This window comes from Pseudomonas sp. R3-52-08, from assembly GCF_003851745.1.
In the GTDB taxonomy this organism is placed as follows: domain Bacteria; phylum Pseudomonadota; class Gammaproteobacteria; order Pseudomonadales; family Pseudomonadaceae; genus Aquipseudomonas.
On sequence record NZ_CP027730.1, the window covers coordinates 2,654,148 to 2,677,016 of the forward strand.

The following is a 22,869-nucleotide window of genomic DNA, read 5'->3' on the forward strand; positions in this document are numbered from 1 at the left end:
GAGACGTTCCTACCTCGAAAAACCGGAAAATAAAATTCACGCTGGTTCCATCTCGTGCACCACTTGGCCGGCGCGCAGGCGCACCAGTTGGTCGGCAATGTCGAAATAACGGTCGTCGTGGCTGATCACGATGATGGTTTTGCCCAGGCGCTTGAGGTCCGGCAACAGCTCGGTGTAGAAGATTCGGCGAAAGGCGGGGTCCTGGTCGGCGGCCCATTCGTCGAACACCAGCACCGGGCGTTCTTCCAGCCAGGCGTTGACCAAGGCCAGGCGCTTGCGCTGGCCGGTGGAGAGGTCGGTGGTGCTGAACACGCCGTCCTTGACACTGACCTTGTGCGCGATTTCCAGGCGTTCCAGGTATTTAGTGGCGCTGTCCAGGGACTGGGTGGCGCTGCCTTGCACCAGGTCGTCGAACAGGTAGTAGTCGGAAAATACCGTGGTGAACAGCTGGCGATAGTCGTCGCGTTCCGGGTCGGTGACCGCTTCGCCGTTCAGACGAATCTCGCCGGCCTGAGGCGGGTACAGGCCCAATAAAAGCTTGATCAAAGTGGTCTTGCCGCTGCCGTTCTCACCGACGATAAACACGATGTCGCCTTGCTTGATGCTCAGGTTGATCGGCCCCAGGTGGAACGGCTCGCTGCCTTCGACCGCTGGCGGGCTGTAGCTCACGCCGCGCAGTTCGAGGCTGTTGACCACCGGTTTTGGCGCTTCGCTGTCGTCCATCAACAGGTGCGGTTCCGGCGACGAGAAGCGTTCCGACAGCTCACTGATGCGGCCAAAGGCAATCTTGGCCTTGCCGACCACAGGCAGGTAACCGAGCAGGTGCTCCAACGGGCCTTTCATGTACAGCAGCACCAGCACGAACCCGGTGATCACGGTTGGATCCGGGTTGGGGTTATACGCCTGCATCGCCAGGGCCAGGCCGATGACCACGAAGAACAGCATCGAGCCAAATGTCTTGGCGAGGATGTAAATATTGACCGAGCGCACCTGGATATCGCTGATGCGGTCGGCGGTTTCCTGGATGCGATGGGTGTTCATGCGAAACCGCCGTGGCCGGTGCATGCGCAGTTCCTTGGCGCCGGACGCAATCGCGTTGTAATAACGCTGCAACTCGTCTTCATGGCTGCGCGCCAGGTCGAAGCCCTGAATGCCTTTGCCGCCGGCGATGAATTGCACGGCGCTGCCGATAATGATCGCCACCACCATCATCAGGAACATCGGCACGGACAGGTAGGCCAGGTAGCCCAGGCAACCGAGAGTGACCGTGGCCGCGATAGCCAGGGGCGTGAACGCGAAGGAAAAGTCACTGATGGTATCGACGTCGTGGGTCAACACCGGAATCAGGCGGTGCGAGCGATACCGTTCGATCTGCCCGATGGGCGCCGACAGCACCTTTTCGCCCAGGTCCTTGCGCAGGGCGGCGATGATTCGTTGCCCGACGTAGTTGGTGCCGATGTCGGAAATGATCGAACTGAGCAGCGCCACCACGCACAACGCGGCAAAGGTCATCACCACGCCCTGGGTCATGCCGTCGGCAGAATGCAGCGCGTTATTGATGGTGGCCAGCAGCAGGGTAATGGCCAGGCCGCCGACCATGCCTAGGGCCACGGAGACCGTCACAATGGCGCGAAAGGGCCGCAGCAGGGCGAGCAAACCGTTGAAGGCGCCGCGTTTGGGGTCGGTCATAAATACATCCCGGAGAAGTGAAAAGAGGGGCTGGGCACACAGACCCTTACCCATGACAAACGAAGTGCCGGCGCGACTATTTAGCCCGGTGTGCCAGGCGGTGTCGGTGCGGGATAAATTGCGTGTGGGCTGGTTCGTTCCTGTTGTGTAGGCGCACGGCTATTCATGCCGTACGTATTTTCTGCGAGAGCGAAACTAATGACGAAAAAGAACCTGGTGTATGTGTGGTCCCTGAGAAATGCCGCCGCCGACAAGGCCGGGCAGCCAGTGGCCTACAAGGACCATGAGCGCTACATGAAGTCGGTGCTGGAGTTTCTGGTGGGCTCGCTCAACGACACCTCGCTGGGCGACGCCTACAACCTGGTCGGCGTGGTGTATGACGATGATGAGCAAAACCCGCGGGATCAGGCGCTGGTCGCCGATTACGGCTTCGCTTACCAGCCTGGCCGCCAATGGCTGTACCCGGCCGACTTGCGCGTGCAGGGCAAGCTGGTCAACGACCTGCTGCTGAGCGTGCCGTCGACCTATCGCCGCCTGCCACGGGGCAGCGCCGAACATATCGCCGGCAAGCAGGATTTCGAGCGGCGCCTGCATGACACGCTGGTTGAATTGAACGCTGACATCGTGGTGCTGGATGGCTTGCTGGTGATCCTCGATGACCTGGTGCGCCCAGGCGCGCCGTTTGCGCGGCGCATCATGAACATCCATCCGGGAATCACGCGTATCGAATCGCCTTACGAACGCCGTGGCGCCTATGCCACGTGGAACGCGTTATACGGCGCACGCGGGCAGACGGTGGTGGACTGGGCGACCAAGGCCACCACACCTTCGGAGCCGCTGTACCTTACCGGAGCATCGTTCCACTATGTGGATAACGGTATCGATTCCGGCGAAGTGTTCCACGACGTATTGAAGACCGAGATTTCACCAGAGGACACGATCCTCGAACTGCGCTGGAACAACTTCAACAACAGCCTGTTCCCGGCGTTGCATGAAGGCCTGGAGCTGTTGGCCAAAAAAGGCTGAATGCAATCCGAAATGTGGGAGGGGGCTTGCTCCCGATAGCGGTGTATCAGTCGACATCTGCATTGACTGAATCACCGCTATCGGGAGCAAGCCCCCTCCCACAGTGGATGCGTGTATGGCTTAGAGGTCGCGCACTACCCGGAAACCAATCCAGTCACCGCGCGTCTGCGGGTAGATGTTGTTGCGGTTGCCGGAGCGGGAAAATACCGGCGCTTCGCCCCAGTCATTGCCGCGGATCTGGTAGGCCTCACAGTTCGGCTCCACCCAGGCACTGCCGTCAGTCGGTGCGCCGATGTAGTTGGCATGCTCGCAATCGGCAACCCGCTCGTACACGTTGCCGTGCATGTCATACAGGCCAAACGCATTCGGCGGGTAGCTGCCCACCGGTGACGAATAGCTGTAGCCGTCCGCCGGGCCGTAGGTGTTGGCGTGCTGGGCGATGCTGTAGCCCTTGCCTTCGTCGAACGGGAAGGGGAACGGCCCGCTGGTGCCGGCGCGGGCGGCGTATTCGCGTTGAGCCTCGCTGACCATGTGGTATTGCTGGCCGGTTTTCTTCGACAGCCAGCTCACGTAGCGCTTGATGTCGTCCATGTCCATGCATACGGCCGGCTGGCGAGGCCCCTGAGGGTAGCGCGGTTTGCTGGCGATGCATTCGCGGCCGGGGCGATCGTCGCCGTTGGCGATGGTGACCCCGGTCTGGCGCACGTAGCTGTCCCACTCGCCGGCGGTGATCTGGAAGCGGCTCATGGCGAAGGGCTTGGCGAAGGTCACTTCATGCATCGGGCCTTCGTCGGGCTCGCGGCCGACTTCGTCTTCCGGGGTGCCCATGGTGAAAGTGCCGGCGGGCAGCACCACCATTTCCGGGCAGTCCTTGCAGTCCTTGAAGACTTTGCCCGGTTGCGGTGCAGCCGCCTGGGCCAGGCCAGGGAGCAGGGCGCCGCACAGTGCGGTGAGCGCCAGGGCGGTCAGGGGTTTGAGTCGAAGGGGCATCATGTGAGCGTCTCGTTCAAATAAAAAAAGGGGTCACAGCCGCTGGCTCAGCAGCGCCATGAAGCGCTGGATTTCAGCCGAGCTGTTGAGCAGGCCGGGGGCGGTGCGAATGACCGGCCCGACATCGCGGTCCACCGCGTCGATCACCACACGGTTTTGCCGCATGTGCGCCGCTACTGCATCGCTGTCCTGGCCCTTGACCCGAAAGAAGGTAAAGCCCGCCGATAACTCCGGGCTGCGCGGCGTGACCAGTTCGATCTGCCGATGCGCCAGCAGCTGTTCCTTAAGCTCGGTGTTGAGTGCGTGGATTCGCGCCTGCACCGGCGCCTTGCCCAACTGCAGGTGCAACTTGAACGCTTCGTCGGCGGCCCAGCGATGCTCGAAAGCGTGGTAGCCGCCGGGGGTCATGGTGGTGGCGAAATCCTTGTCTTCGGAAAAGGTCGGCACCATCGGCGTGACGTACCTGTTCTGGGCATCGCGTGCGCACACCAGGCCGGTACCGCGCGGCCCGAACATCCACTTGTGGGTGCCGGCGATAAAAAAATCGCAATGCATGCCAGGGAAATCGAGGTCTTCCACGCCGAAGCCGTGCACACCGTCGACTACATAGAGGATGCGGTCGTTGTCGTCACGGTGGCGGTTGTGTTCAGTCACCAGTCGGCCGATTTCGCCGATGGGCAATTTGACCCCGCTGCCCGACTGCACCCAAGTCATGCCCAACACACGGGTGCTGGGGCGGATATTGCGCTGGATATTGCCCAATACTTCATCGACTGACACACGGCTTGCGCTGTCGAACAGGCGGATACGGCGCACCCGGGTGCTTTCCTTGCGCACGCGAAAATCCAGCACGTTCTGTGTCGCGTAATGCTCATGCTCGGTGGTGAGGATTTCCTGGTCGGCGCGCACCTGGATCCCGCCGTAAATCATCGCCAGCCCCTCGGACGTGCTGCCGGTCAGGGCGATCTGCGGCGGCGTGGCGTTCAGGTAGCGACCGGCCCACTCACGCACCTGGCCTTCGCGTTTCCAGGTTTCCTGCAGGTCCCAGTCCATCGCCAGGCCGGGGTTGCGGTCGATCTGCGCGCGGTAGCGCTCGATGGCCTCGCGCACCGGCCTGGGGTGCGAGGCCACCAGGAAGTTGGAAAAATGCAGGTAATCCGGGTCCTGGTCGAAAAGCTGCTTCAATCCCGTCCAGGGATCGTTGGTGGCGGCTGCCAGCACCTGCGGCATCAGCGCGGCGCCCAGCGGCAGGCTGGCGGCAAACACGCCGGCCTGCTTGAGAAAGGTGCGGCGGTCGGTCATGGGCTGACTTCGCGGTTGGCCAAGGGTTTGGCGGCTTTTTGCACCTGCTCCCATACCCGCAGGAAGTTGCCGCCCCACAGCTTGGCGATATCGGCTTCGGAATAACCACGCTGGATCAGTTCGGCGGTGACGTTGCGCACCTCGCCGACGTTCTCCCAACCCTGCAGACCGCCGCCGTCGTTGAAGTCCGAAGCGATGCCGACGTGGTCGATGCCGATCTTGCGCACGGTGTAGTCGATGGCGTCCCCCCAGTCCTTGAGGGTCGCCTTGGGTTCTTCTTCGAGGATTGCGTACAACTCACTGGCGTATTGGCCGAAGCGCTGTTCGGGCCACGCGGCGATGATCGCGTCGCCCGGCATCAGGGCCATCGCCAGGTTCGGCAGGGGCGGCAGGTCGAAGCGCGCGCGCAGGGCGTTGAGCTTGTCCTGGGTCGGTTGGCTCAGGGGGCGCAGGTAGGCAGGAAAGCCCACCACCTGCACCACGCCACCGCTGTTTTTGATCAGCTGCAACTCCTTGTCGCTGAGGTTGCGCGGGATGTCCACCGACGCCCTGGGTGCCGAATGGGAGGCCACCATCGGCGTACGGCTCAATTGCGCGACCTGCTCCAGAGCCTTGGTCGACATCTGCGACACGTCGATGATCACGCCCAGGTCGTTGAGGCGTTGCACCGCTTGTTGGCCGATGGGCGACAGGCCCTCGAGGGCGTCGGCGGTGTCATTGAAAAACGGCAGCGGGCGCGATGAGTCCGCCCAGGCGTTGTTGCCGATGTAGCTGAAACCGAACATGCGCATGCCGCGCGCCGACCACAGGTCCAGCTGGTTCAGGTCGTTGCCCAGCGGGTAGGCGTTAAGCATGCTGATGAAAATCGCGAACTTGCCTTCGCCGTGCAGGCGGCGCATATCGTCCGGGGTATAGGCGATGCCGACCTGGTTGGGAAAGTCGCGGACCATGCCGGAGATAATCTTGTAGCGCACCTCCTGCTCGTGGCGGGCCTCTTCGACAAAGCCGTCGGTGGGTTTGTGCGGGGCGTTCGGGCCGTTCCAGATTTCCGGCCAGCCGAAAATGGTCAAGGCCGCACCGGACAAGCGGCCGCGCGCCGCCTTGGCCAGGTCGAACTGGCCGCTGCCATCCTTGTCGGCTTCATTGCCGGCGGTGCCGAAATCCATGGGCACGGTGATATGGCTGTCGAACGACAACAGGCGATCCTGCATTTCGTGGGCTTGCTTGATCACCTCCAGCGGGTAGCCGGCGTTACCCTTGAACCAGTGATCCCAGGCCAGCAGGCCGGCCCCGGCGGCGACGGCCAGTGCCAGCGGCAGGCCGATATACAGCGCCTTTTTCGAACGTGGTTTTGTCATTGCCATCTCAGTCAGTTGAGGCCGTTGCTATCAGGGAAGAACGAGCGATGGCAGGGGAAATTTAGCGCGCGGCCCAGGGCCGGTAAATTTACCCAGGTTGAAAACGTTCTAGCTCTGATTAAGCCGTTTCCTAAGGTAGACAATGACGATCTCTCGACGTGGGTTCATCGCAGGCCTGGCGCTGACCGGCGCGGCCGTGCCTGCGGCCTTTTATGCCCATCGCGAGCTGACACGGGAAGACGAATTCCCGGTCACCCCCGGCGAAGCCACGGTCGATCTGGCCGACACCCAGGGCCAGCACTTGGCGAACACCTTGCGCGGCGTGTGGAACCTGCGCCTCGAAGGCCGTGATGCCGGCCTCAAGGGCCTGCCGTTGCAGGGCCTGCAATTGTTGCTCGATATCGCCCCACGCGGGCGGGGCTTGCGCGGCTACCTGGACACCGCCGAGAACCTGCGTGGCGACGGCGAACCACGCTACCGTGTCTTGGGCGATCTGCTGACGGGCGAGGGCGCGCTGCTCTATTGGCGGCTGATCGACCGCGATTCGGCGGCGGGCATTCCGGCCTACGAATTCAAGATGACCCTCGATGAAGTCTGGGCCGACTTCGGCAATGCCGGCAGCGCCACCCTCAGTGGGCAGATCCTCGACCTTGAGCGGCCGTTGGCATTGACCGAGCGCGACAATCGTTTTATCGCCCACAAACAGCTGTTCCCCGAAGCCCGCCAGCGTATCGGCCTCAACAAGGCCCTGCTGGCGTGGTTGATTGCCCCCGAACATCGCTTGTTTCACCAGCTGTGGCACGCCAGCCGTGACCAATGGCACAAACTCTCCGAGGAAAAACGCGAAGCCCTGCGCGGCATCGGCTGGCAACCCGGCCCGCGTGGCCAGGAGCGCGATGCGCGGGGCAAGCGCAAGGACCGTAACGGCTCGGGCATCGACTTCTTCTTCATGCACCGCCATATGCTCGGCACTGCCCGCTCCCTGCAGGACCTGCCGTCATGGCCGCATTTCCCCGCGCCGCAGCCGGCGCTGGAGCGTGATCGCCAGGGCTTTTTGCGTTACTTCGACAACCACGACGGCTTTGCGCTGCCGCCCTGCTGGTCGGCGCCGGACGACGCCGATTACACCCAGTGGGTCAGCGACATCAAGGCCGCCGAGACCTACCACAGCAATTTCCAGGTGTGGGAATCCCAATACCGCGACCCGCGCTACCTGGCCCGCTTGACGCTCGGCCAATTGGGCTCGGAAATGGAACTGGGCCTGCACGACTGGCTGCACATGCGCTGGGCCTCGGTGCCGCGCGACCCGTCCAACGGCGCCCCGGTGCCGTTTGCCCGCGACCCTGCGGACTTTGCCGCGCGCTGGTATGCGCCGGAAAACGACTTCCTTGGCGATCCGTTTTCATCCCATGTCAATCCGGTGTTCTGGCACTTCCACGGGTGGATCGATGACCGTATCGAAGACTGGTTTCGCGCCCACGAACGCTTCAATCCCGGCGAAGTAACCCGGCTCGAGGTCAACGGCGTAGCCTGGTTTGCGCCGGGGCGCTGGGTTGAAATAGGCGACCCCTGGCTCGGCCCGGACACCCATGGCTGCAGCACCACGCCGGGGTTGCAGCAGGGACGCTCGATGGAAATGGACCCGGAAATCATGAAACTGGCCCTGCGCATCACCTTCGGCGCCGATGAGGAGCGGCTCAAGGGCCTGTTCAAGCGCGTGCCGCAGCGGCCGTGGTATGCGCGGCACTTGAAGGTCAAGCGCGAAGCGTAAGGCAGCCCGTCACAGGGTGAGGCGTCTTGCGGGTTTTACGCTGCAAACGTTGACGTCTAAGCGCCCATGCGCCACGATCAACTCAATTTTGGAAAATTGAGTTTCAGTTGTGGCAAAGATCCATAAACCCACTGATTTCGGCACGTTATTGAGTCGTCACGGCTTGCAGGTGTTCGAGCTTGCACGCATTTTCAAGGCAGTCGATGACAAAGGCCGGTATCTGCATTGGGATGAATTTCGCCGTTACCCCACACCCGGCGTCGATAAGGAAGCGGCATGGGCCGCCATCAAGATGTCCCGGGCGTGCGCAAGCAAGACCCTTGAGCTCAAGAGCGAATGTGGCAGTGTTTTTTTCTTATGTTCCACGGATTTCAGTGATGCGGTGATTCACGCCGTCGAGTCTGTGACCTCCAGCCTGGGCGGTGCAGCAGCGGCGTCTCCTCAGTACCGCGATAATGCTCAGTACCTGGTCGATTCATTGATGATGGAGGAGGCCATCTCCAGTGCCCAGCTGGAAGGTGCGGCGACTACGCGCAAAATCGCCAAGGACATGCTGGCCAAGGAGCGTGCGCCGCAGAATGATGATGAGCGGATGATCCTCAACAACTATCACCTGATGAAACATGCCAAGTACAACCAGGGCGAAGCGCTGTCTGTCGCGTTGATCTGTGAGTTTCATGCCATCGCAACGGCGGGTATTGAAGAGGACGATGTTCGCCCTGGGCATATCAGGACGACCAACGATATTTTTGTTGGCGGCGCCGGGAATGAAATCATTCATCAACCACCTCAGGCCGCAGTGCTGCCGGACAGGCTCGAGGCGCTTTGCAGGTTTGCCAACGATCAGCATGACGGCCAAGGCGGCGCGCACTTTATCCATCCAGTGGTCAAGGCCATCATCCTTCATTTCATGCTGGGTTATGAACATCCCTTCAGAGACGGCAACGGTCGGACCGCACGCGCTTTGTTTTATTGGTTCATGCTCAAAAGTGGTTATTGGCCCTTTGAGTACATTTCCATCAGCGCACTGCTTAAAGAAGCCCCCATGCAATATGGGCGTTCGTATATCCATACGGAAACCGATGGGTTCGATCTGACCTATTTCGTCATCTATCAGTTGCGAATCATCGAACGCGCAATGAACGAATTCATGTTGTATTTCGAGGGTAAAAGACGAGAAGCCGTAGAGCTGATGAGCTGGTTGGATGCCCTTGATTTAAAGGAGGGGTTGAATTACCGACAGGGCCATTTCTTGAAAAAAGTGCTGCAACATCCTGGGCGCATTTATACGCCCAAGGAACTCACCCATGACTATGACATTTCGGAAAACACCGCACGCAAGGATCTTGAAAAGCTGGTCGGTATGAAACTTTTATTCAAGGTACAGGAAGGAAAAAGTTTCCTATACATCGCGCGGGATGATGCGCAGGCCAACTTGAAGAAGCTGACACCTGCGGGTTGAGCGCTTTCAAACCTGTTCTTCATCCCGCAACTGCCCGCTCATTGCATCGCAACTGCGCGCCCAGCCGCTCATCCATTGCGGCACCGGTGGCGAGGTCTCATCCAGGCCCAGCGCTTGCACGAACTCCGCGGGGGGCAGGGTGCCCTTGGAGGAGCGAAACAGCCCGCGTATCACCACCACGCCGATGACCCGGCCATTGCTGACAAACCGGTGCTCCATCAGGCTCCACTTGTGGTCCCAGCCGAGCATGCGGGTATGCACTTCGAATACTTCGAACAGCTTCAGCTCCCGGCGAAACTTGCCCCAGGTATCGCCCACGATCGGCACGGCTTTGTTGCGCAAGGCCACGCGAAACGCGCCCGTGCGCAGGACGAAATCCATGCGGGCCACATCCGCCAGGGAGAAATACCGGCCATTGGTGACATGCCGGTTTAAGTCCAGGTCCAGCGGCCACACGCGCATGCGCACCACGGTGGTGGCCAGGCCATGCGCCGGTGTGCGCCAGGGGCGACGCAATAACATGCGCAACAGTCGAAACCATAAATTCATAAGTACACCAGGCAATTGATCGATGCTGGCACTGTACTGACGTGGAATCGGCTAAGGTAGGTGCGCAAATGACTTATTTCATGCGAAAAGCGCAAGTGGGTTTCTAAAATGCACATTACCTTGCTGCTGGCGGATCAATGTTCGGCGGCCAACGCTACCCTGGCCATGGAAATGCTCAGCGCAGCCAACTTGTTCGCCGACAATCCGCCCTTCGAGGTGGTAATGGCTTCCCTGGATGGCCAGGCGGTGACGACCTGGGGCGGGCAGCGCCTGCAGGTGCAATGTTCTCTGGCTGAAGTTATGCGCACTGACTTGGTGTTGATCCCCGGTTTTCTGTTTACGTTGAAACAAGCCCTGCCGACGTTTGCAGCTTACGGGCCGTGGCTGCGCGAGCAACACGGGCAAGGCGCGGTGCTGGCCTCGATGTGCACGGCTGCCTTTTTGCTGGCCGAGTCAGGCCTGTTGCACGGTGCGCGCGCCACCACCCACTGGGCATTTGCCGCGTTGTTCCGGCGCCGCTATGCCCAGGTCAGCCTGGATGACGCACAGATTCTCTGCGAAGAAAACCGCTTGATCACCTGCGGCGGCGCGACGGCGGCGATGGACCTGATGCTGCACCTGATCCGCCGCTTCGGCTCACCGGAGCTGGCGCATACCTGCAGCAAATACTTGCTGATTGACAACGTGCGCACCGAGCAATCGGTGTATGCGCTGTGGTCGTTGCCCAAAAGTCACGGCGATGGGGAAATACTGCGGGTGCAGCATTGGCTGGAGCAGCACTTCGCCCAGCCGGTGGTGATCGATGACGTGGCGCAGCGCTTCGGCTTTGGCGTGCGCAATTTCAAGCGCAGGTTCAAGGACGCCACCGGCTATACGCCCATCGGCTACCTGCAAACGCTGCGCCTGGAGCGGGCCAAGCAGATGCTTGAATCGACCCGCATGACCCTCGACAGCATCACCTACGCCGTCGGTTATGAAGACAGCAACTCGTTTCGGCGCCTGTTCCAGCAACGGGTGGGCATGTTGCCCGCCGCGTATCGGAGGAAATTTCTGGTTGCCGCGTCCTGAGCGCCTGAATCAGAGACGAAAAAAAACCGGCTGATCAGGCCGGTTTGGGGTGTCCCTTCAACAGCAGGGGTTATACCTGGTTGCTCAACAAACGATCTGCACCGCCTTCAGCCAGGCCACGTTCCTGCAAACGATCCGCACCGCCTTCAGCCAAGCCACGTTCCTGCAAACGATCCGCACCGCCTTCAGCCAGGCCACGTTCCTGCAAACGATCCGCACCGCCTTCAGCCAGGCCACGTTCCTGCAAACGATCCGCACCGCCTTCAGCCAGGCCACGTTCCTGCAAGCGATCTGCACCGCCTTCAGCCAGGCCGCGTTCCTGCAAACGGTCCGCACCACCTTCGGCAACGCGGGTTTCAATCAGGCGTTCCGCGCCGCCTTCAGCGACTACCGGGTGGGCGAAAGCGTTTGCAGCCAGTACCGAGAAAGCGAGGCTAAGCAAGAGTTGGCGTTTCATGAGTGTGTGCTCCGAGTGTCTTGGTTGGGTGCCGTTTGGCATGGGTTTGATGTTACGCGTCGCAGTTTTTAAGAGAACTTCATTGCGCTGATGGTGACTATCGATGCCAACAATGGTCATGGCATCTGCGGCAGTTCGTTGGGGCGCAGGTCGAACACCAGCACCTCGGCGTCTTCGCCATGGCTCAGGCGGATCTCGCGCTCGTCCCGTACCCGCACACCGTCGCCTTCCTGCAAGCGCTGGCCATTGAGCTCGACGCTGCCGCGCGCCACATGGATGTAGGCGTAGCGATCCGGCGCCAGGTCCAGTTGCGCGCTTTCATCGCCATCGAATAACCCGGCGTACACCCGCGCATCCTGGCGAACGTTCAACGAACCTTCGGCGCCATCCGGCGAGATGATCAACTGCAGGCGCCCGCGTTTTTGCGCTTCACTGAAGTGCTCCTGCTGATAGCGCGGCTTGGCCCCGGCTTCGTTGGGCACGATCCAGATTTGCAGGAAGTGCACGCCCTGGCGCTGGCTGTGGTTGAATTCGCTGTGGGCCACGCCGCTGCCGGCACTCATCAGCTGCACATCACCGGGACGGATCACCGAGCCGGTGCCCAAAGTGTCCTTGTGTTCCAGGGCGCCTTCGAGCACATACGAGAAGATTTCCATGTCGCGGTGCGGGTGCTGGCCGAAGCCTTTGCCGGCGGCGACGCGGTCATCGTTGATCACCAGCAGGTCAGAAAAACCCTGCTCCTTGGGGTTCCAGTAGTTGGCGAAGGAGAAGGTGTGGAATGACTTCAACCAACCGTGATTGGCGGCGCCGCGTTCGGAAGCTTTGCGAAGAGTCAGCATGGTCCAGTCCTCAAGTGAGCGCGGGCTGCGAAATGCAGGGCGCTTGCGTTGAGAAGAAGGTTAATGGTTTACGGATAATTCAATAAGAAGATGAAATCTGAATAACTGTCATATCTGGGTTGACAGTCAAGTCATGCCATAATGCGCGTCGCCTTTCTACTCGATGGACATTCCCACCTATGAAAACCGTGGCCATGGCGCTGTTCCCGGACTTCCTGCTGCTCGACATGGCCGGGCCGCTCGAAGTGTTTTCGATTGCCAACCGCTACCTGCCGGCGGCCGACCACTACCGCATCCTCACCATCGGCACCGAACCCGGGCCGTTGCGTGCCTCCAATGGCGTGATGGTGCAGACCGACCTGCTGCTGGAGCAGGCCCAGGCGGACTACGACCTGCTGCTGGTTCCGGGCGGCCCGGGTGCCTATAACGAATGCCACCCCGCGCTGCTGCCCTGGCTGAAGGCGGTGGCGCCACGGGCCCGACGTTTCGGTTCGATCTGCACCGGCGCCTTTGTGCTCGGGCATGCCGGCTTGCTGGATGGGCACCGCGTGACCACCCATTGGCACTACACCGAGCGCCTGATCAAGGCGTTCCCCCACGCCATGGTCGAGACCGATCGCATCTACCTGCAGGACCGGCGCCTGATCACCTCGGGCGGTGTCACTGCCGGTATCGACCTGGCCCTTTCGATTGTCGCCCAGGACCATGGCAAGCAAGTGGCGGTAGACGTGGCCAAGGTGTTGCTGGTGGTGATGAAGCGCCAGGGTGGCCAGGCCCAGTTCAGCCCGATGACCGCCGCCGTGGCGCCCCAGGAAACCGCGATCACCCGTGTGCAGCACCATGTGCTGGCGCATCTGGACCAACCCTTTACCATCGAGTCCATGGCCGAGCTGGCCGGCATGAGTGCGCGCCACTTTGCGCGACTGTTCGCCAAGGAGGTGCAGATGACGCCCATGGCGTTCCTGCAAGGCGCGCGCATCGACCGGGCCCGGCAGTTGCTGGAAATCTCCGATTTACCGCTCAAGACCGTGGCCTTCCACGCCGGCTTCGGCAGCGTGCGGCATATGCGCTTTTTGTTCAGTGAAAAGCTCGGCCTGAACCCTACCCAATACCGACAACAGTTCAGTTAACGACACAATGTCCGTCTGAGGCACCCGATTGTCCGTATCGCTCCCTGTGCCGGGATTGTCCTGTCATCCCTAGCTGGCAAGATAAGCCCGAGCCCACGGAAAAGGATGCGCAGGCACTCAAGCACGGGTGTTTCAGCGCGGTTACGGACATGAATGATTCTGCGGCGGTGAGCTTTGGCCCCTACACCTTTCATCGGCACCAGCGCCTGGTCAGCAAGGCCGGTTGGCCGGTGCCGCTGGGCGGGCGCGCGCTGGATATTCTCGCGGTGTTGCTGGAAGCACCGGGGCAATTTATCAGCAAGGCGACGTTGATCGAGCGGGTCTGGCCCAATAGCGTCGTCGAAGACAATAACCTGCGCGTGCACATTGTCGCGTTGCGTCGCGCCCTCGACGGGCAGCGTGTCATCCTCAATCACCCGCAGCGTGGCTACTGCTTCGCCGCGCCCGTGCAAGGCACACTGCCGACGGTGCCGGCACAGCACAACCTGGTGGCACGGCTCAGCCCGGTGCTCGGTCGCGATGAGCTGGTGGCTGTGCTGGTGCGGCGCATCGCCGGGCAGCGCCTGTTGACCCTTACCGGGGTGGCCGGCATCGGCAAAAGTACGCTGGCCCTGGCCCTCGCCGAGCGCGTGGTGCCCCGCTATCGCGACGGGGTGTGGTGGGTCGACGTGACCGGCCTGCAAACCCCGGGCGAACTGCTCGGCCACCTGGCCACGGTATTACAGCTGAACCCCGCCGACAGCCTCGACGAGCTGGCCCGACAGTTAGCCTCGCGCCAGTTGTTGCTGGTACTCGATGGGGCCGACCTGCTGCTCGGTGCCTGTCGCACGCTGGTGCGTACATTGGGCGAAAGGGCACCGCAGGTCAGCGTGCTGATCAGCAGTCGCGAAGCCTTGCTGGCGCCTGGTGAATGGGTGGTGCGCGTGCCCCCGCTGAGCGTGCCGTCACTGTCGGCGTTGGTCAGTGTCGAGCAGGCCATGGCCTGTCCTGCGGTGCAACTGTTCGTCACACGGGTACGCGCCAGCCAGCAGGGGTTTGTGTTGCGGCCTCAGGAGCTGGCGCCGTTGCGTGAGATTTGCCGGCGGCTGGACGGCATCCCGTTGGCCCTTGAACTGGCCGCCGCCCAGGTCGACGCACTTGGCATCGGCGGTGTGCAGCAGCAATTGTGCATGGGCTTGCACGGGCTGAGCCGCGGGCGTCGCACCGCGGTGGAACGCCATCGTTCGCTGGCTGCTGCGCTGGACTGGAGCTATGCGCGCCTGAGCCTGCCGGAGTGCTGGCTGTTCCTGCAGCTGGGCTTGTTCAAGATGGCGGTGACCCTGCCCACCTTGAACGAAATGGTGAGCGGCACCGAGCTTGAACACGCCAACCTTTCCCACCTGCTGGCGCGTCTGGTGAATATGTCGCTGCTGAGCGTCGAGCCCGGCCTGGGCCCGACGCGCTATCGCTTGCTCAACTGCGTGCGCAGCTACGCCTTGGCGCAACTGCGTGACCCGCTTCAGGTAGCGCGCTTGCAACAAGGCTACGGGGAGTGCCTGGGCGCGTTTTCAGGCCGGCCGTTTGTCCTGCAACTCGTCGAGCAGGCGGCGTACGCGCAGTAGATCCTGGGTGGCGAAGCCTTCGGTAAATCGGGCGTAGAGGGGATTCAGCAAGTCGATGCCTGCCTGTTTGCGTTCTTGTTGTTGCCAAAGTTGCGCCAGGGAGCCCGCACACCGCAGCTCCCAGGCCAGGGCGCCTTGCTGGCGTGCCAGGTCGAGGGCTTCGAGCAGCAGCGTTTGCGCGCCCTGGGTATCACCTTGCAGCGCTGCCTGCCCGGCATAGACCCGCAGGATCTCCGGGGCACACCAACCCGCCGCGCCACTGCGCGCCCGTTCGAGACCTGGCTCATCGACGTGGCGCATGCCGAAGGTGACCAGGGTGTCCTCGATCAGCCCCAGGCCCTGTAAATCCCCGTTGCACAGGATGCCGGCGTAATGCCCGGCCCAGGTCTGGAACAGTTGCACCGAATGCGTGTGGGACTGCTCCAGCAGCAGACTTTGCAGGTTTTGCGCATCGTCTTCGGCACCGTTGTAGCGGGCGATCACCACACCGGCCAGGGCCAGGGTGTAGCAGATCGACGTACCGTGGTTAATCTGCAGCGCCAGTTCCAATGCCTGGCTGGCGGTGCGCCAGGCGCGCTCGGGAAAGCCCTGCAACCAGAGGATTCGCGCCAGCACGGTCAGGGACGCGACGCTCTGGTCGTATTGCACGCCGACGCCATGGGCGAAGCGGTTCACGTGGGCGCTGTGGCTCATGCGCTGCAGCACCTGCTCGGCCTGCTGTCGGGCCAGCGCCTGATGGCCGGTGTAATGCTGGGCCAGGGCGCGCAAGCGTTGGGTGCTCAGGTCCAGCAGCGGCTCGGTGCGCGGGTCGAGGCGATCGAACTGCCTGCTCTGTTCCAGCGCTTGAACATAGCGCCCGGCGCACAGGTTCGCCGCCATGTGCCCGGAAACCGCACGCAACTGGCCGGCCAGATCCTGGCGCTCTTCAGCCAGGCGTGCGGCCCCGACAAACGCGGCGATGGTCTGGGGCGCGGCGCCCACGGCGTGGTAGGAGAGGCTGCCCAGGGCCAATTGCAGCTGCAGGGCCAATTGCGTGCAGGGCGCTTCGACCTGACCGATCAGGGCCAGTGCCTTGTCCACATAGCCGGCGTGCTCGCGCAGCAGCGACAGTTCCTGCCACAGGGGCATCGCACTGACCGTCAGGCGAATCGCCAGCAAGTGCCCGGCAGTGTCGGCAAAGCCCCAGTCGAGGGCGGCGCGCACGTCTTCACGCAGTGGAGCATAGCGATCGATCCAGGGCTGTGTAGCAATCAATTCCCAATCGCCCTGGGCCTGTTCCATCAGGGCCAGGCAGCGTGCCGCGTGGCGCTCGCGGGTGGCTTGCAGCTCGCCGGCGAGGCTGAGCTTTTCCAGGGCATAGGTGCGGGTGATATCGAGCAGGCGATAGACCATCTCGTCCTCGCTGGCGTCCACGTTCAGCAACGACTTGGCCACCAGTTGCGTGATCGAGCCCAGCACTTCGGTGGGGGCTATATGCTCCCCGGCGATCACCGCCGCCGCGCTGACCAGTCTGAAGCTGCCGCGAAACACCGCGAGCCGGCGCAGGCAGATTTTTTCGCAGTCGGTGAGCAGGTCAAAGCTCCAGTCGAGCGTGGCCCGCAGGGTCTGCTGGCGGGGCAGGGCGCTGCGCCGCCCGCGGGTCAGCAGGCGGAAGTTATCTTCCATCTGCACCAAGAGCCCCGCTAAGCCGAAACGCTCGATCTGCGCGGCCACCAGCTCGATGGCCAGGGGAATGCCGTCCAGGCGCTGGCAGATATCGATCGCCAGCGGTAGTTCGGCGTCGCTGAGGGCAAAGCTGTCTTGATGGGACATGGCGCGCTCGATCAGCAGCTGCATGGCCGGGTAACCCAGGGCCTGGGCGCGGTTGCCGGTGGCAGGCGGGCAAGTCAGCGGTTCGAGGCGTTGCACGTATTCACCTTCGGCGCGCAGGGCTTCGCGGCTGGTGGTGAGGATGTGCAGGTGCGGCGCATGGCGCAGCAGGGTTTCGCTGATCAGGGCGATGTCGTCGAGCAGGTGTTCGCAGTTGTCGATCACCAGCAGCATCTGGCGTGCCTGCAGGCTGCGGGCAAAGCCGGCCAGCGGCGCATGCTCGCCAGGCGGGGCGCCGAGTAGGGCGGCGAGGTTGGGCAGGATCATCGAGGCGGCACTGAGTGGCGCCAGGTCGAGCAGGTGGATGCCGTCGCGGTAATGGCCGATCAGCAACTCCGCCACGCGCAGGGCGACGGTGGTCTTGCCGATGCCGCCGGCACCGGTGAGGGTGATGAAACGTTGCTGCGGCAATTGCTGCACCAGCGCGTCGATCAGTGCCTGGCGGCCGAGCATGCGCGTGCGCCGCAGCGGCAGATTGTGGCTTGGGCGTTGGGGTGCGCCGTCGGTGGGTAGCGTCATCGGTTCGATGCTCAGTGGCGCGACAAAACTGTAGCCGCGCTGGGCGACCGTGACGATATAGCGCTGCCCGGCCTGGCCGTCGCCCAGGGCCTTGCGCAACGCGGCCATGTGCACCCGCAGATTGCCGTCTTCCACCACGCTTTTGGGCCAGACCCGTGCGATCAGCTCCTGCTTGCTCACCACATTGCCGGCGTGCTCGAGCAGGATCAGCAGAATATCCACCGCCCGCCGTCCCAGGCGCAGCGGGCGACCGGCCTCCAGCACCAGGCGCTCACGCGGATGGATGCGGTAGGGGCCGAAGTGCACGGCCTGGTCGCTCAAGTCATTCATGGCTGCACAGGTTCAGGAGTCAGGGAGAGGTCAGCATATTCCAGGTGCATCAAGACCACTAGGCGGCGATCACCTCGGGTTTGGGACGCGAGTGGTGGTTTCGCCAGGTCATCGGGTTTACGCCTTCGCTGCGGGTGAACATATGACAGAAGTGCGCCTGGTCGCAGAAGCCACATTCCAGGCTGATTTGCGTGAGGCTCAGGGACGAGCCGGTGATCAGTTCCTTGGCGCGCAGGATGCGTTGCTGGCGAATCCATTCCTGGGGCGAGACGCCCGTGGAGCACTTGAATGCGCGGGAAAAATGGCTGCGCGACAGGGCGCATGCCTGGGCCAGCTCGGCAATGCTCAGGCTTTCGCCGAGGTTGGCGAGAATCAGTTGCTTGGCGATACGCTCGCGCCGGGGGCATAGGCCTCCGGTGGCGGATAAACGAGGGGCATATTGCTCGAGTCGGGCCATGACAAATATCCGCAGTCGATGGGAGCGTTCCCGGTGAATGGATGCAGTGTAGACGCCGCTTATCTTGTTGCCGGACCGCCTGGCTGACGAGTTAATCGTTGTTAATTTCGCCAGGTACGGGCGTGGAAAAGACAGCACAGGTATGCAATCCAGAGCGTTCCGGGCATGCTTTCCTGACCCTCTGCACACCGTTTGGATACCGCCATGAACCGCAACGACCTGCGCCGCGTCGACATGAACCTGCTGGTGATTTTCGAAGCGCTGATGTTCGAGAAAAACCTGACCCGGGTCGCCGAAAAACTCTTTATGGGCCAGCCGGCGGTGAGTGCGGCACTGGGCCGCCTGCGCGACTTGTTCGATGACCCGTTGCTGCTGCGCAACGGTCGTGGCATGGAACCCACGCCACGGGCGCTGGCGATACTCAAGGAACTGCAACCGGCCATGGACACCATTTCAGGCGCCGTCAGCCGCGCCAAGGATTTCGACCCTTCCACCAGCTGCGCGGTGTTTCGCATCGGCCTGTCCGACGATGCGGAGTTCGGGTTGTTTCCGCCATTGCTCAGTCGCCTGCGCGAAGAAGCGCCGGGCATCATCGTGGTGGTGCGCCGGGCCAACTTCCTGCTGATGTCGTCGCTGCTGGCCAGCGGCGAAATCTCGGTGGGGGTGAGCTACACCACGGAACTGCCGGCCAATGCCAAGCGCAAGAAGCTGCGGGACATTCCCTGCAAAGTGCTGCGCGGCGATGATGGCGAGGCGCCACTGACCCTCGACGATTATTGCGCCAGGCCCCATGCGATGGTGTCGTTCTCGGGCGACCTGAGCGGCAATATTGACCTGGACCTGGCACGCATCGGACGTTCGCGCCGGGTAGTGCTGGCGGTGCCGCAGTTCAGCGGGTTGCGTGCGCTGTTGGCAGGCACGCAGATCATCGCGACCGTGCCGGATTACGCGGCCTGCGCCTTGACCGAAGGCACCCGCCTGCGAGCCGAGGACCCGCCGTTCGCGATTGATGCGGCAGAGTTGTCGATGGTGTGGAGCGGGGTGCATGACAATGACCCGGCCGAGCGGTGGTTGCGCGGGCGGATTGCGGAGCATATGGCGGCGGCGAACTGACTGCCAGATCAAATGTGGGAGGGGGCAAGCCCCCTCCCACATAAAAGCCAAACAGCACATACATCCAATTCCCCGCCGTCCCAGCTCGGCAAACTTCCCCCATCGCTCAATGCCCTGGGGAAACACCCAATCATGGACCTAACACCCAACACCAGCCCCGACGAAGTCGTCACCCTGGTCGTCAAGCACCGGGTCAAGCCCGGCCGCGAAACCGAGTACGAAGCCTGGCTGCGCCGCATCGTGCGCATCGCCGGTGAACGCCCCGGCCACCTTGGCGTCGACGTAGTGCGCAGCCAGCAGGGCGGCATGGCGCTGTTTACCTGCGTACTGCGCTACCGCTCCACCGACGCCCTGGAGTTGTGGCTCGAGTCGCCACAACGTCGGGCCCTGATCGATGAAGCGGCGCCAATGCTGGCCGACGGCGACCAGACTGAAATCGGCGGCGCCAATGAATTCTGGTTCGCCCCCCAGGCCGACGGCGCGGCCAAGCCGCCGCGCTGGAAACAGGCGGTGGTGAGCCTGTTTGTGATCCTGCCGCAAACCCTGCTCCTGCCGTTTATCTGGGGCCCGATCCTGCGGTTGCATCCGTTTCTGTCCAACTACGTGGTCTCCACCTTCCTGGTCACCCTGACCATTGTGCTGCTGGTGGTTTACCTGCTGATGCCAGCCGCCACCCGCCTGTTTGCTCCCTGGCTTGAAGCCTCTGAAAAGGAAACCCTATGAACGCCGATCTGATTCTGTTCAATGGCCAGTTCCACACCGTGGACCGGGAAAACCCACGCGCCACCGCCGTCGCCATTCGTGACGGACGCTTCGTCGCCGTGGGCACTGACGGTGAAGCCATGGCCCTGCGCGGCAGCGGCACCCAGGTCATCGACCTCAAGGGCCGCACCGTGATTCCCGGCCTCAACGACTCGCACCTGCACCTGATCCGTGGCGGGCTGAACTACAACCTCGAGTTGCGTTGGGAAGGCGTGCCGTCCCTGGCCGATGCCTTGCGCATGCTCAAGGATCAGGCCGACCGCACCCCCACGCCGCAGTGGGTGCGCGTGGTGGGCGGCTGGAACGAATTCCAGTTTGCCGAAAAACGCATGCCGACCCTGGAGGAGCTCAACCAGGCTGCGCCGGACACGCCGGTGTTCGTACTGCACCTGTACGACCGCGCCTTGCTCAACCGGGCCGCGTTGCGCGTAGCCGGGTACACCAAGGACACGCCGAACCCACCGGGCGGCGAGATCGTGCGTGACAGTAATGGCAACCCCACCGGCATGCTGGTGGCGCGGCCCAACGCGATGATCCTGTATTCCACGCTGGCCAAAGGCCCGAAACTGCCCTTGGAATATCAAGTCAACTCCACCCGCCAGTTCATGCGTGAACTCAATCGCCTGGGCCTGACCAGCGCCATCGATGCCGGCGGCGGTTTCCAGAACTATCCCGACGACTACGCGGTGATCGAGCAACTGGCCAAGGACCAGCAGTTGACGGTGCGCATCGCCTACAACCTGTTCACCCAGAAGCCCAAGGAAGAGCTCAGCGACTTCAAGAATTGGACCGGCAGCGTCACCCTGCACCAGGGCGATGACTACCTGCGCCACAACGGCGCCGGCGAGATGCTGGTGTTTTCGGCCGCCGACTTCGAAGACTTCCTCGAACCGCGCCCGGACCTGCCGCTGACCATGGAACAGGAGCTGGAACCGGTGGTACGCCACTTGGTGGAACAGCGCTGGCCGTTCCGCCTGCACGCCACGTACGACGAGTCGATCTCGCGCATGCTCGACGTGTTCGAAAAGGTCAACCGCGACATACCGTTCAATGGCCTGCCGTGGTTTTTCGACCACGCCGAAACCATCACCCCGAAAAACATCGAGCGCGTGCGCGCCCTGGGCGGCGGCATTGCGATCCAGGACCGCATGGCGTTCCAGGGCGAATACTTCGTCGAGCGTTACGGTGCCAAGGCCGCCGAAGCCACGCCGCCGATCAAGCGCATGCTCGCCGAAGGCGTACCGGTAGGCGCGGGCACCGATGCCACGCGGGTGTCGAGCTACAACCCGTGGACCTCGCTGTACTGGATGGTCAGCGGCCGCACCGTCGGTGGCCTGGAGCTGCATGCCGAGGGCTTGCCGCGCCTCACCGCGTTGGAACTGTTTACCCACGGCAGCGCCTGGTTTTCGTCCGAGCAGGGCAAGAAAGGCCAGATCAAGGTCGGCCAACTGGCAGACGTGGCGGCGTTGTCGGCGGACTTTTTCAGTGTCGATGAAGAAGCCATCAAGTGGATCGAATCGGTACTGACCGTGGTTGGCGGCAAGGTCGTCTACGGCGCCGGTGATTTCGAAGATTACGCACCGCCACGCGTTCCGGTACTGCCGGACTGGTCGCCGGTGGTCAAGGTGCCGGGGCACTGGCGCCCCAGCTCACCGCTGCAAGCCCAAGTTCACCAGTGCAGCGGCCCGTGTGGTGTGCATTCCCACAGCCATGAAAAAGCCCGTCTTTCCAGCGTGCCGGTCAGCGACTTCCAGGGTTTCTGGGGGGCGTTTGGCTGTTCGTGCTTTGCCTTCTGATTGTCACTACCCAAAGGAGTTACCCGCATGACTTATTCGCGCTTGAACAAAGATGATGCTGTTGTACTGCTGGTCGATCACCAGACCGGCCTGATTTCGCTGGTGCAGGATTTCTCCCCCAACGAATTCAAGAACAACGTACTGGCCCTGGCCGACGTGGCGAAGTTCTTCAACCTGCCGACCATCCTGACCACCAGCTTCGAAAGCGGCCCCAACGGCCCGCTGGTACCGGAACTCAAGGCGCTGTTCCCGGACGCGCCGTACATCGCCCGCCCTGGCCAGATCAACGCCTGGGACAACGAAGAGTTCGTCAAGGCTGTCAAGGCGACCGGGCGCAAGCAGATCATCATTGCCGGCGTGGTGACCGATGTGTGCGTCGCGTTCCCGACCCTGTGTGCCCTCGATGAAGGCTTTGAGGTGTTCGTGGTCACCGACGCCTCCGGCACCTTCAACGAAACCGTGCAACAGGCCGCCTGGGCGCGCATGACTGCGGCCGGTGCGCAACTGGTGAACTGGTTCGCCGTGGCCTGCGAGCTGCAGGTTGACTGGCGCAACGACATGGAAGGCCTGGCCAACCTGCTGTCGCCGCGCATCCCCAACTACCGCAACCTGATGAACAGCTACTCGGCGTTCACCGCCAAGTAACTCGTCCTCAAACCTGTCGGTAATCCCTGTGGGAGGGGGCTTGCTCCCGATAGCGGTGTATCAGTCAGCTTATCTGTTGCTGACCCACCGCTATCGGGAGCAAGCCCCCTCCCACATTTTGATTTGTGGTGCTGCG

Annotated in this window: 19 protein-coding genes; 10 read left to right on the forward strand and 9 right to left on the reverse strand. The window is 62.4% G+C overall.

From position 1 onward, the window contains the following. Nucleotides 1-36 precede the first annotated feature (36 nt). Nucleotides 37-1,689, reverse strand: a complete 1,653-nt coding sequence (locus C4J91_RS12200) for a cyclic peptide export ABC transporter (RefSeq protein WP_124362550.1) — start codon at nucleotides 1,687-1,689, stop codon at nucleotides 37-39. A 198-nt stretch (nucleotides 1,690-1,887) separates the two neighbouring features. On the opposite strand from C4J91_RS12200, the gene C4J91_RS12205 reads away from it, so the two are divergent. Beyond that, a complete protein-coding gene (locus C4J91_RS12205; protein WP_124362551.1) occupies nucleotides 1,888-2,715 on the forward strand; it encodes a N(5)-hydroxyornithine transformylase PvdF in 828 nt (275 codons plus the stop codon). Between the two features lie 120 nt (nucleotides 2,716-2,835). Here C4J91_RS12205 and C4J91_RS12210 read toward each other — a convergent pair whose 3' ends face one another. Genes C4J91_RS12210 through pvdM form a run of 3 tightly spaced genes read right to left on the reverse strand, consistent with a single transcriptional unit; the run spans nucleotide 2,836 to nucleotide 6,365 of the window. Continuing rightward, nucleotides 2,836-3,708 (reverse strand): formylglycine-generating enzyme family protein, encoded by an 873-nt coding sequence (locus C4J91_RS12210; RefSeq protein WP_124362552.1) that lies wholly within the window; start codon nucleotides 3,706-3,708, stop codon nucleotides 2,836-2,838. Between the two features lie 30 nt (nucleotides 3,709-3,738). Further along, nucleotides 3,739-5,007, reverse strand: a complete 1,269-nt coding sequence (locus C4J91_RS12215) for an aminotransferase class V-fold PLP-dependent enzyme (protein WP_124362553.1) — start codon at nucleotides 5,005-5,007, stop codon at nucleotides 3,739-3,741. Continuing rightward, nucleotides 5,004-6,365 carry a pyoverdine-tailoring dipeptidase-like protein PvdM gene (gene pvdM / locus C4J91_RS12220; RefSeq protein ID WP_124362554.1) on the reverse strand — a complete coding sequence of 454 codons (1,362 nt, stop codon included), beginning with the start codon at nucleotides 6,363-6,365 and terminating at the stop codon, nucleotides 5,004-5,006. The genes C4J91_RS12215 and pvdM overlap by 4 nt, the downstream gene beginning before the upstream one ends. 142 nt (nucleotides 6,366-6,507) lie before the next feature. On the opposite strand from pvdM, the gene C4J91_RS12225 reads away from it, so the two are divergent. After that, nucleotides 6,508-8,136: a PvdJ/PvdD/PvdP-like protein gene (locus C4J91_RS12225; RefSeq protein ID WP_124362555.1), complete on the forward strand. Its 1,629-nt coding sequence runs from the start codon at nucleotides 6,508-6,510 to the stop codon at nucleotides 8,134-8,136. Nucleotides 8,137-8,245: 109 nt separating this feature from the next. Then, the gene (locus C4J91_RS12230) at nucleotides 8,246-9,598 is read left to right on the forward strand and encodes a Fic family protein (RefSeq protein WP_124362556.1); all 1,353 of its coding nucleotides are present in this window, start codon (nucleotides 8,246-8,248) and stop codon (nucleotides 9,596-9,598) included. 6 nt (nucleotides 9,599-9,604) lie between these two features. On the opposite strand, the gene C4J91_RS12235 is transcribed toward C4J91_RS12230, so the two are convergent. Continuing rightward, the gene (locus C4J91_RS12235) at nucleotides 9,605-10,147 is read right to left on the reverse strand and encodes a thioesterase family protein (protein ID WP_124362557.1); all 543 of its coding nucleotides are present in this window, start codon (nucleotides 10,145-10,147) and stop codon (nucleotides 9,605-9,607) included. 108 nt (nucleotides 10,148-10,255) lie between these two features. Here C4J91_RS12235 and C4J91_RS12240 point away from each other — a divergent pair, with 108 nt between their 5' ends. Then, nucleotides 10,256-11,215 carry a GlxA family transcriptional regulator gene (locus C4J91_RS12240; protein ID WP_124362558.1) on the forward strand — a complete coding sequence of 320 codons (960 nt, stop codon included), beginning with the start codon at nucleotides 10,256-10,258 and terminating at the stop codon, nucleotides 11,213-11,215. A gap of 70 nt (nucleotides 11,216-11,285) precedes the next feature. Here C4J91_RS12240 and C4J91_RS12245 read toward each other — a convergent pair whose 3' ends face one another. Both C4J91_RS12245 and C4J91_RS12250 read right to left on the reverse strand, forming a co-directional pair. Continuing rightward, nucleotides 11,286-11,672, reverse strand: a complete 387-nt coding sequence (locus tag C4J91_RS12245) for a hypothetical protein (protein WP_124362559.1) — start codon at nucleotides 11,670-11,672, stop codon at nucleotides 11,286-11,288. 116 nt (nucleotides 11,673-11,788) lie between these two features. Next, nucleotides 11,789-12,511, reverse strand: a complete 723-nt coding sequence (locus tag C4J91_RS12250) for a pirin family protein (protein ID WP_124362560.1) — start codon at nucleotides 12,509-12,511, stop codon at nucleotides 11,789-11,791. 179 nt (nucleotides 12,512-12,690) lie between these two features. Here C4J91_RS12250 and C4J91_RS12255 point away from each other — a divergent pair, with 179 nt between their 5' ends. Together C4J91_RS12255 and C4J91_RS12260 are read left to right on the forward strand one after the other, a co-directional pair. Then, nucleotides 12,691-13,641: a GlxA family transcriptional regulator gene (locus tag C4J91_RS12255; RefSeq protein WP_124362561.1), complete on the forward strand. Its 951-nt coding sequence runs from the start codon at nucleotides 12,691-12,693 to the stop codon at nucleotides 13,639-13,641. A 149-nt stretch (nucleotides 13,642-13,790) separates the two neighbouring features. After that, nucleotides 13,791-15,242, forward strand: a complete 1,452-nt coding sequence (locus tag C4J91_RS12260; protein ID WP_124362562.1) for a winged helix-turn-helix domain-containing protein — start codon at nucleotides 13,791-13,793, stop codon at nucleotides 15,240-15,242. On the opposite strand, the gene C4J91_RS12265 is transcribed toward C4J91_RS12260, so the two are convergent. Further along, nucleotides 15,189-17,960, reverse strand: coding sequence for a winged helix-turn-helix domain-containing protein (locus C4J91_RS12265; RefSeq protein ID WP_124362563.1), 2,772 nt, complete (start codon nucleotides 17,958-17,960; stop codon nucleotides 15,189-15,191). The two genes, C4J91_RS12260 and C4J91_RS12265, sit on opposite strands and share 54 nt — an antisense overlap. A gap of 58 nt (nucleotides 17,961-18,018) precedes the next feature. Then, complete coding sequence (locus C4J91_RS12270; protein ID WP_124362564.1) at nucleotides 18,019-18,417, reverse strand: helix-turn-helix domain-containing protein; 399 nt, start codon at nucleotides 18,415-18,417, stop codon at nucleotides 18,019-18,021. A gap of 204 nt (nucleotides 18,418-18,621) precedes the next feature. Between C4J91_RS12270 and C4J91_RS12275 the strand changes: the two genes are divergently transcribed. From C4J91_RS12275 to ycaC, 4 genes are all read left to right on the forward strand, one after another. Further along, a complete protein-coding gene (locus C4J91_RS12275) occupies nucleotides 18,622-19,530 on the forward strand; it encodes a LysR family transcriptional regulator (RefSeq protein WP_124362565.1) in 909 nt (302 codons plus the stop codon). A 132-nt stretch (nucleotides 19,531-19,662) separates the two neighbouring features. Then, complete coding sequence (locus tag C4J91_RS12280; RefSeq protein WP_124362566.1) at nucleotides 19,663-20,253, forward strand: antibiotic biosynthesis monooxygenase; 591 nt, start codon at nucleotides 19,663-19,665, stop codon at nucleotides 20,251-20,253. Then, complete coding sequence (locus C4J91_RS12285; protein ID WP_124362567.1) at nucleotides 20,250-22,088, forward strand: amidohydrolase; 1,839 nt, start codon at nucleotides 20,250-20,252, stop codon at nucleotides 22,086-22,088. Before C4J91_RS12280 ends, C4J91_RS12285 begins: the two co-directional genes overlap by 4 nt. A gap of 27 nt (nucleotides 22,089-22,115) precedes the next feature. Continuing rightward, a complete protein-coding gene (gene ycaC / locus C4J91_RS12290; protein WP_057722054.1) occupies nucleotides 22,116-22,733 on the forward strand; it encodes an isochorismate family cysteine hydrolase YcaC in 618 nt (205 codons plus the stop codon). The last annotated feature ends 136 nt before the right edge of the window (nucleotides 22,734-22,869 follow it).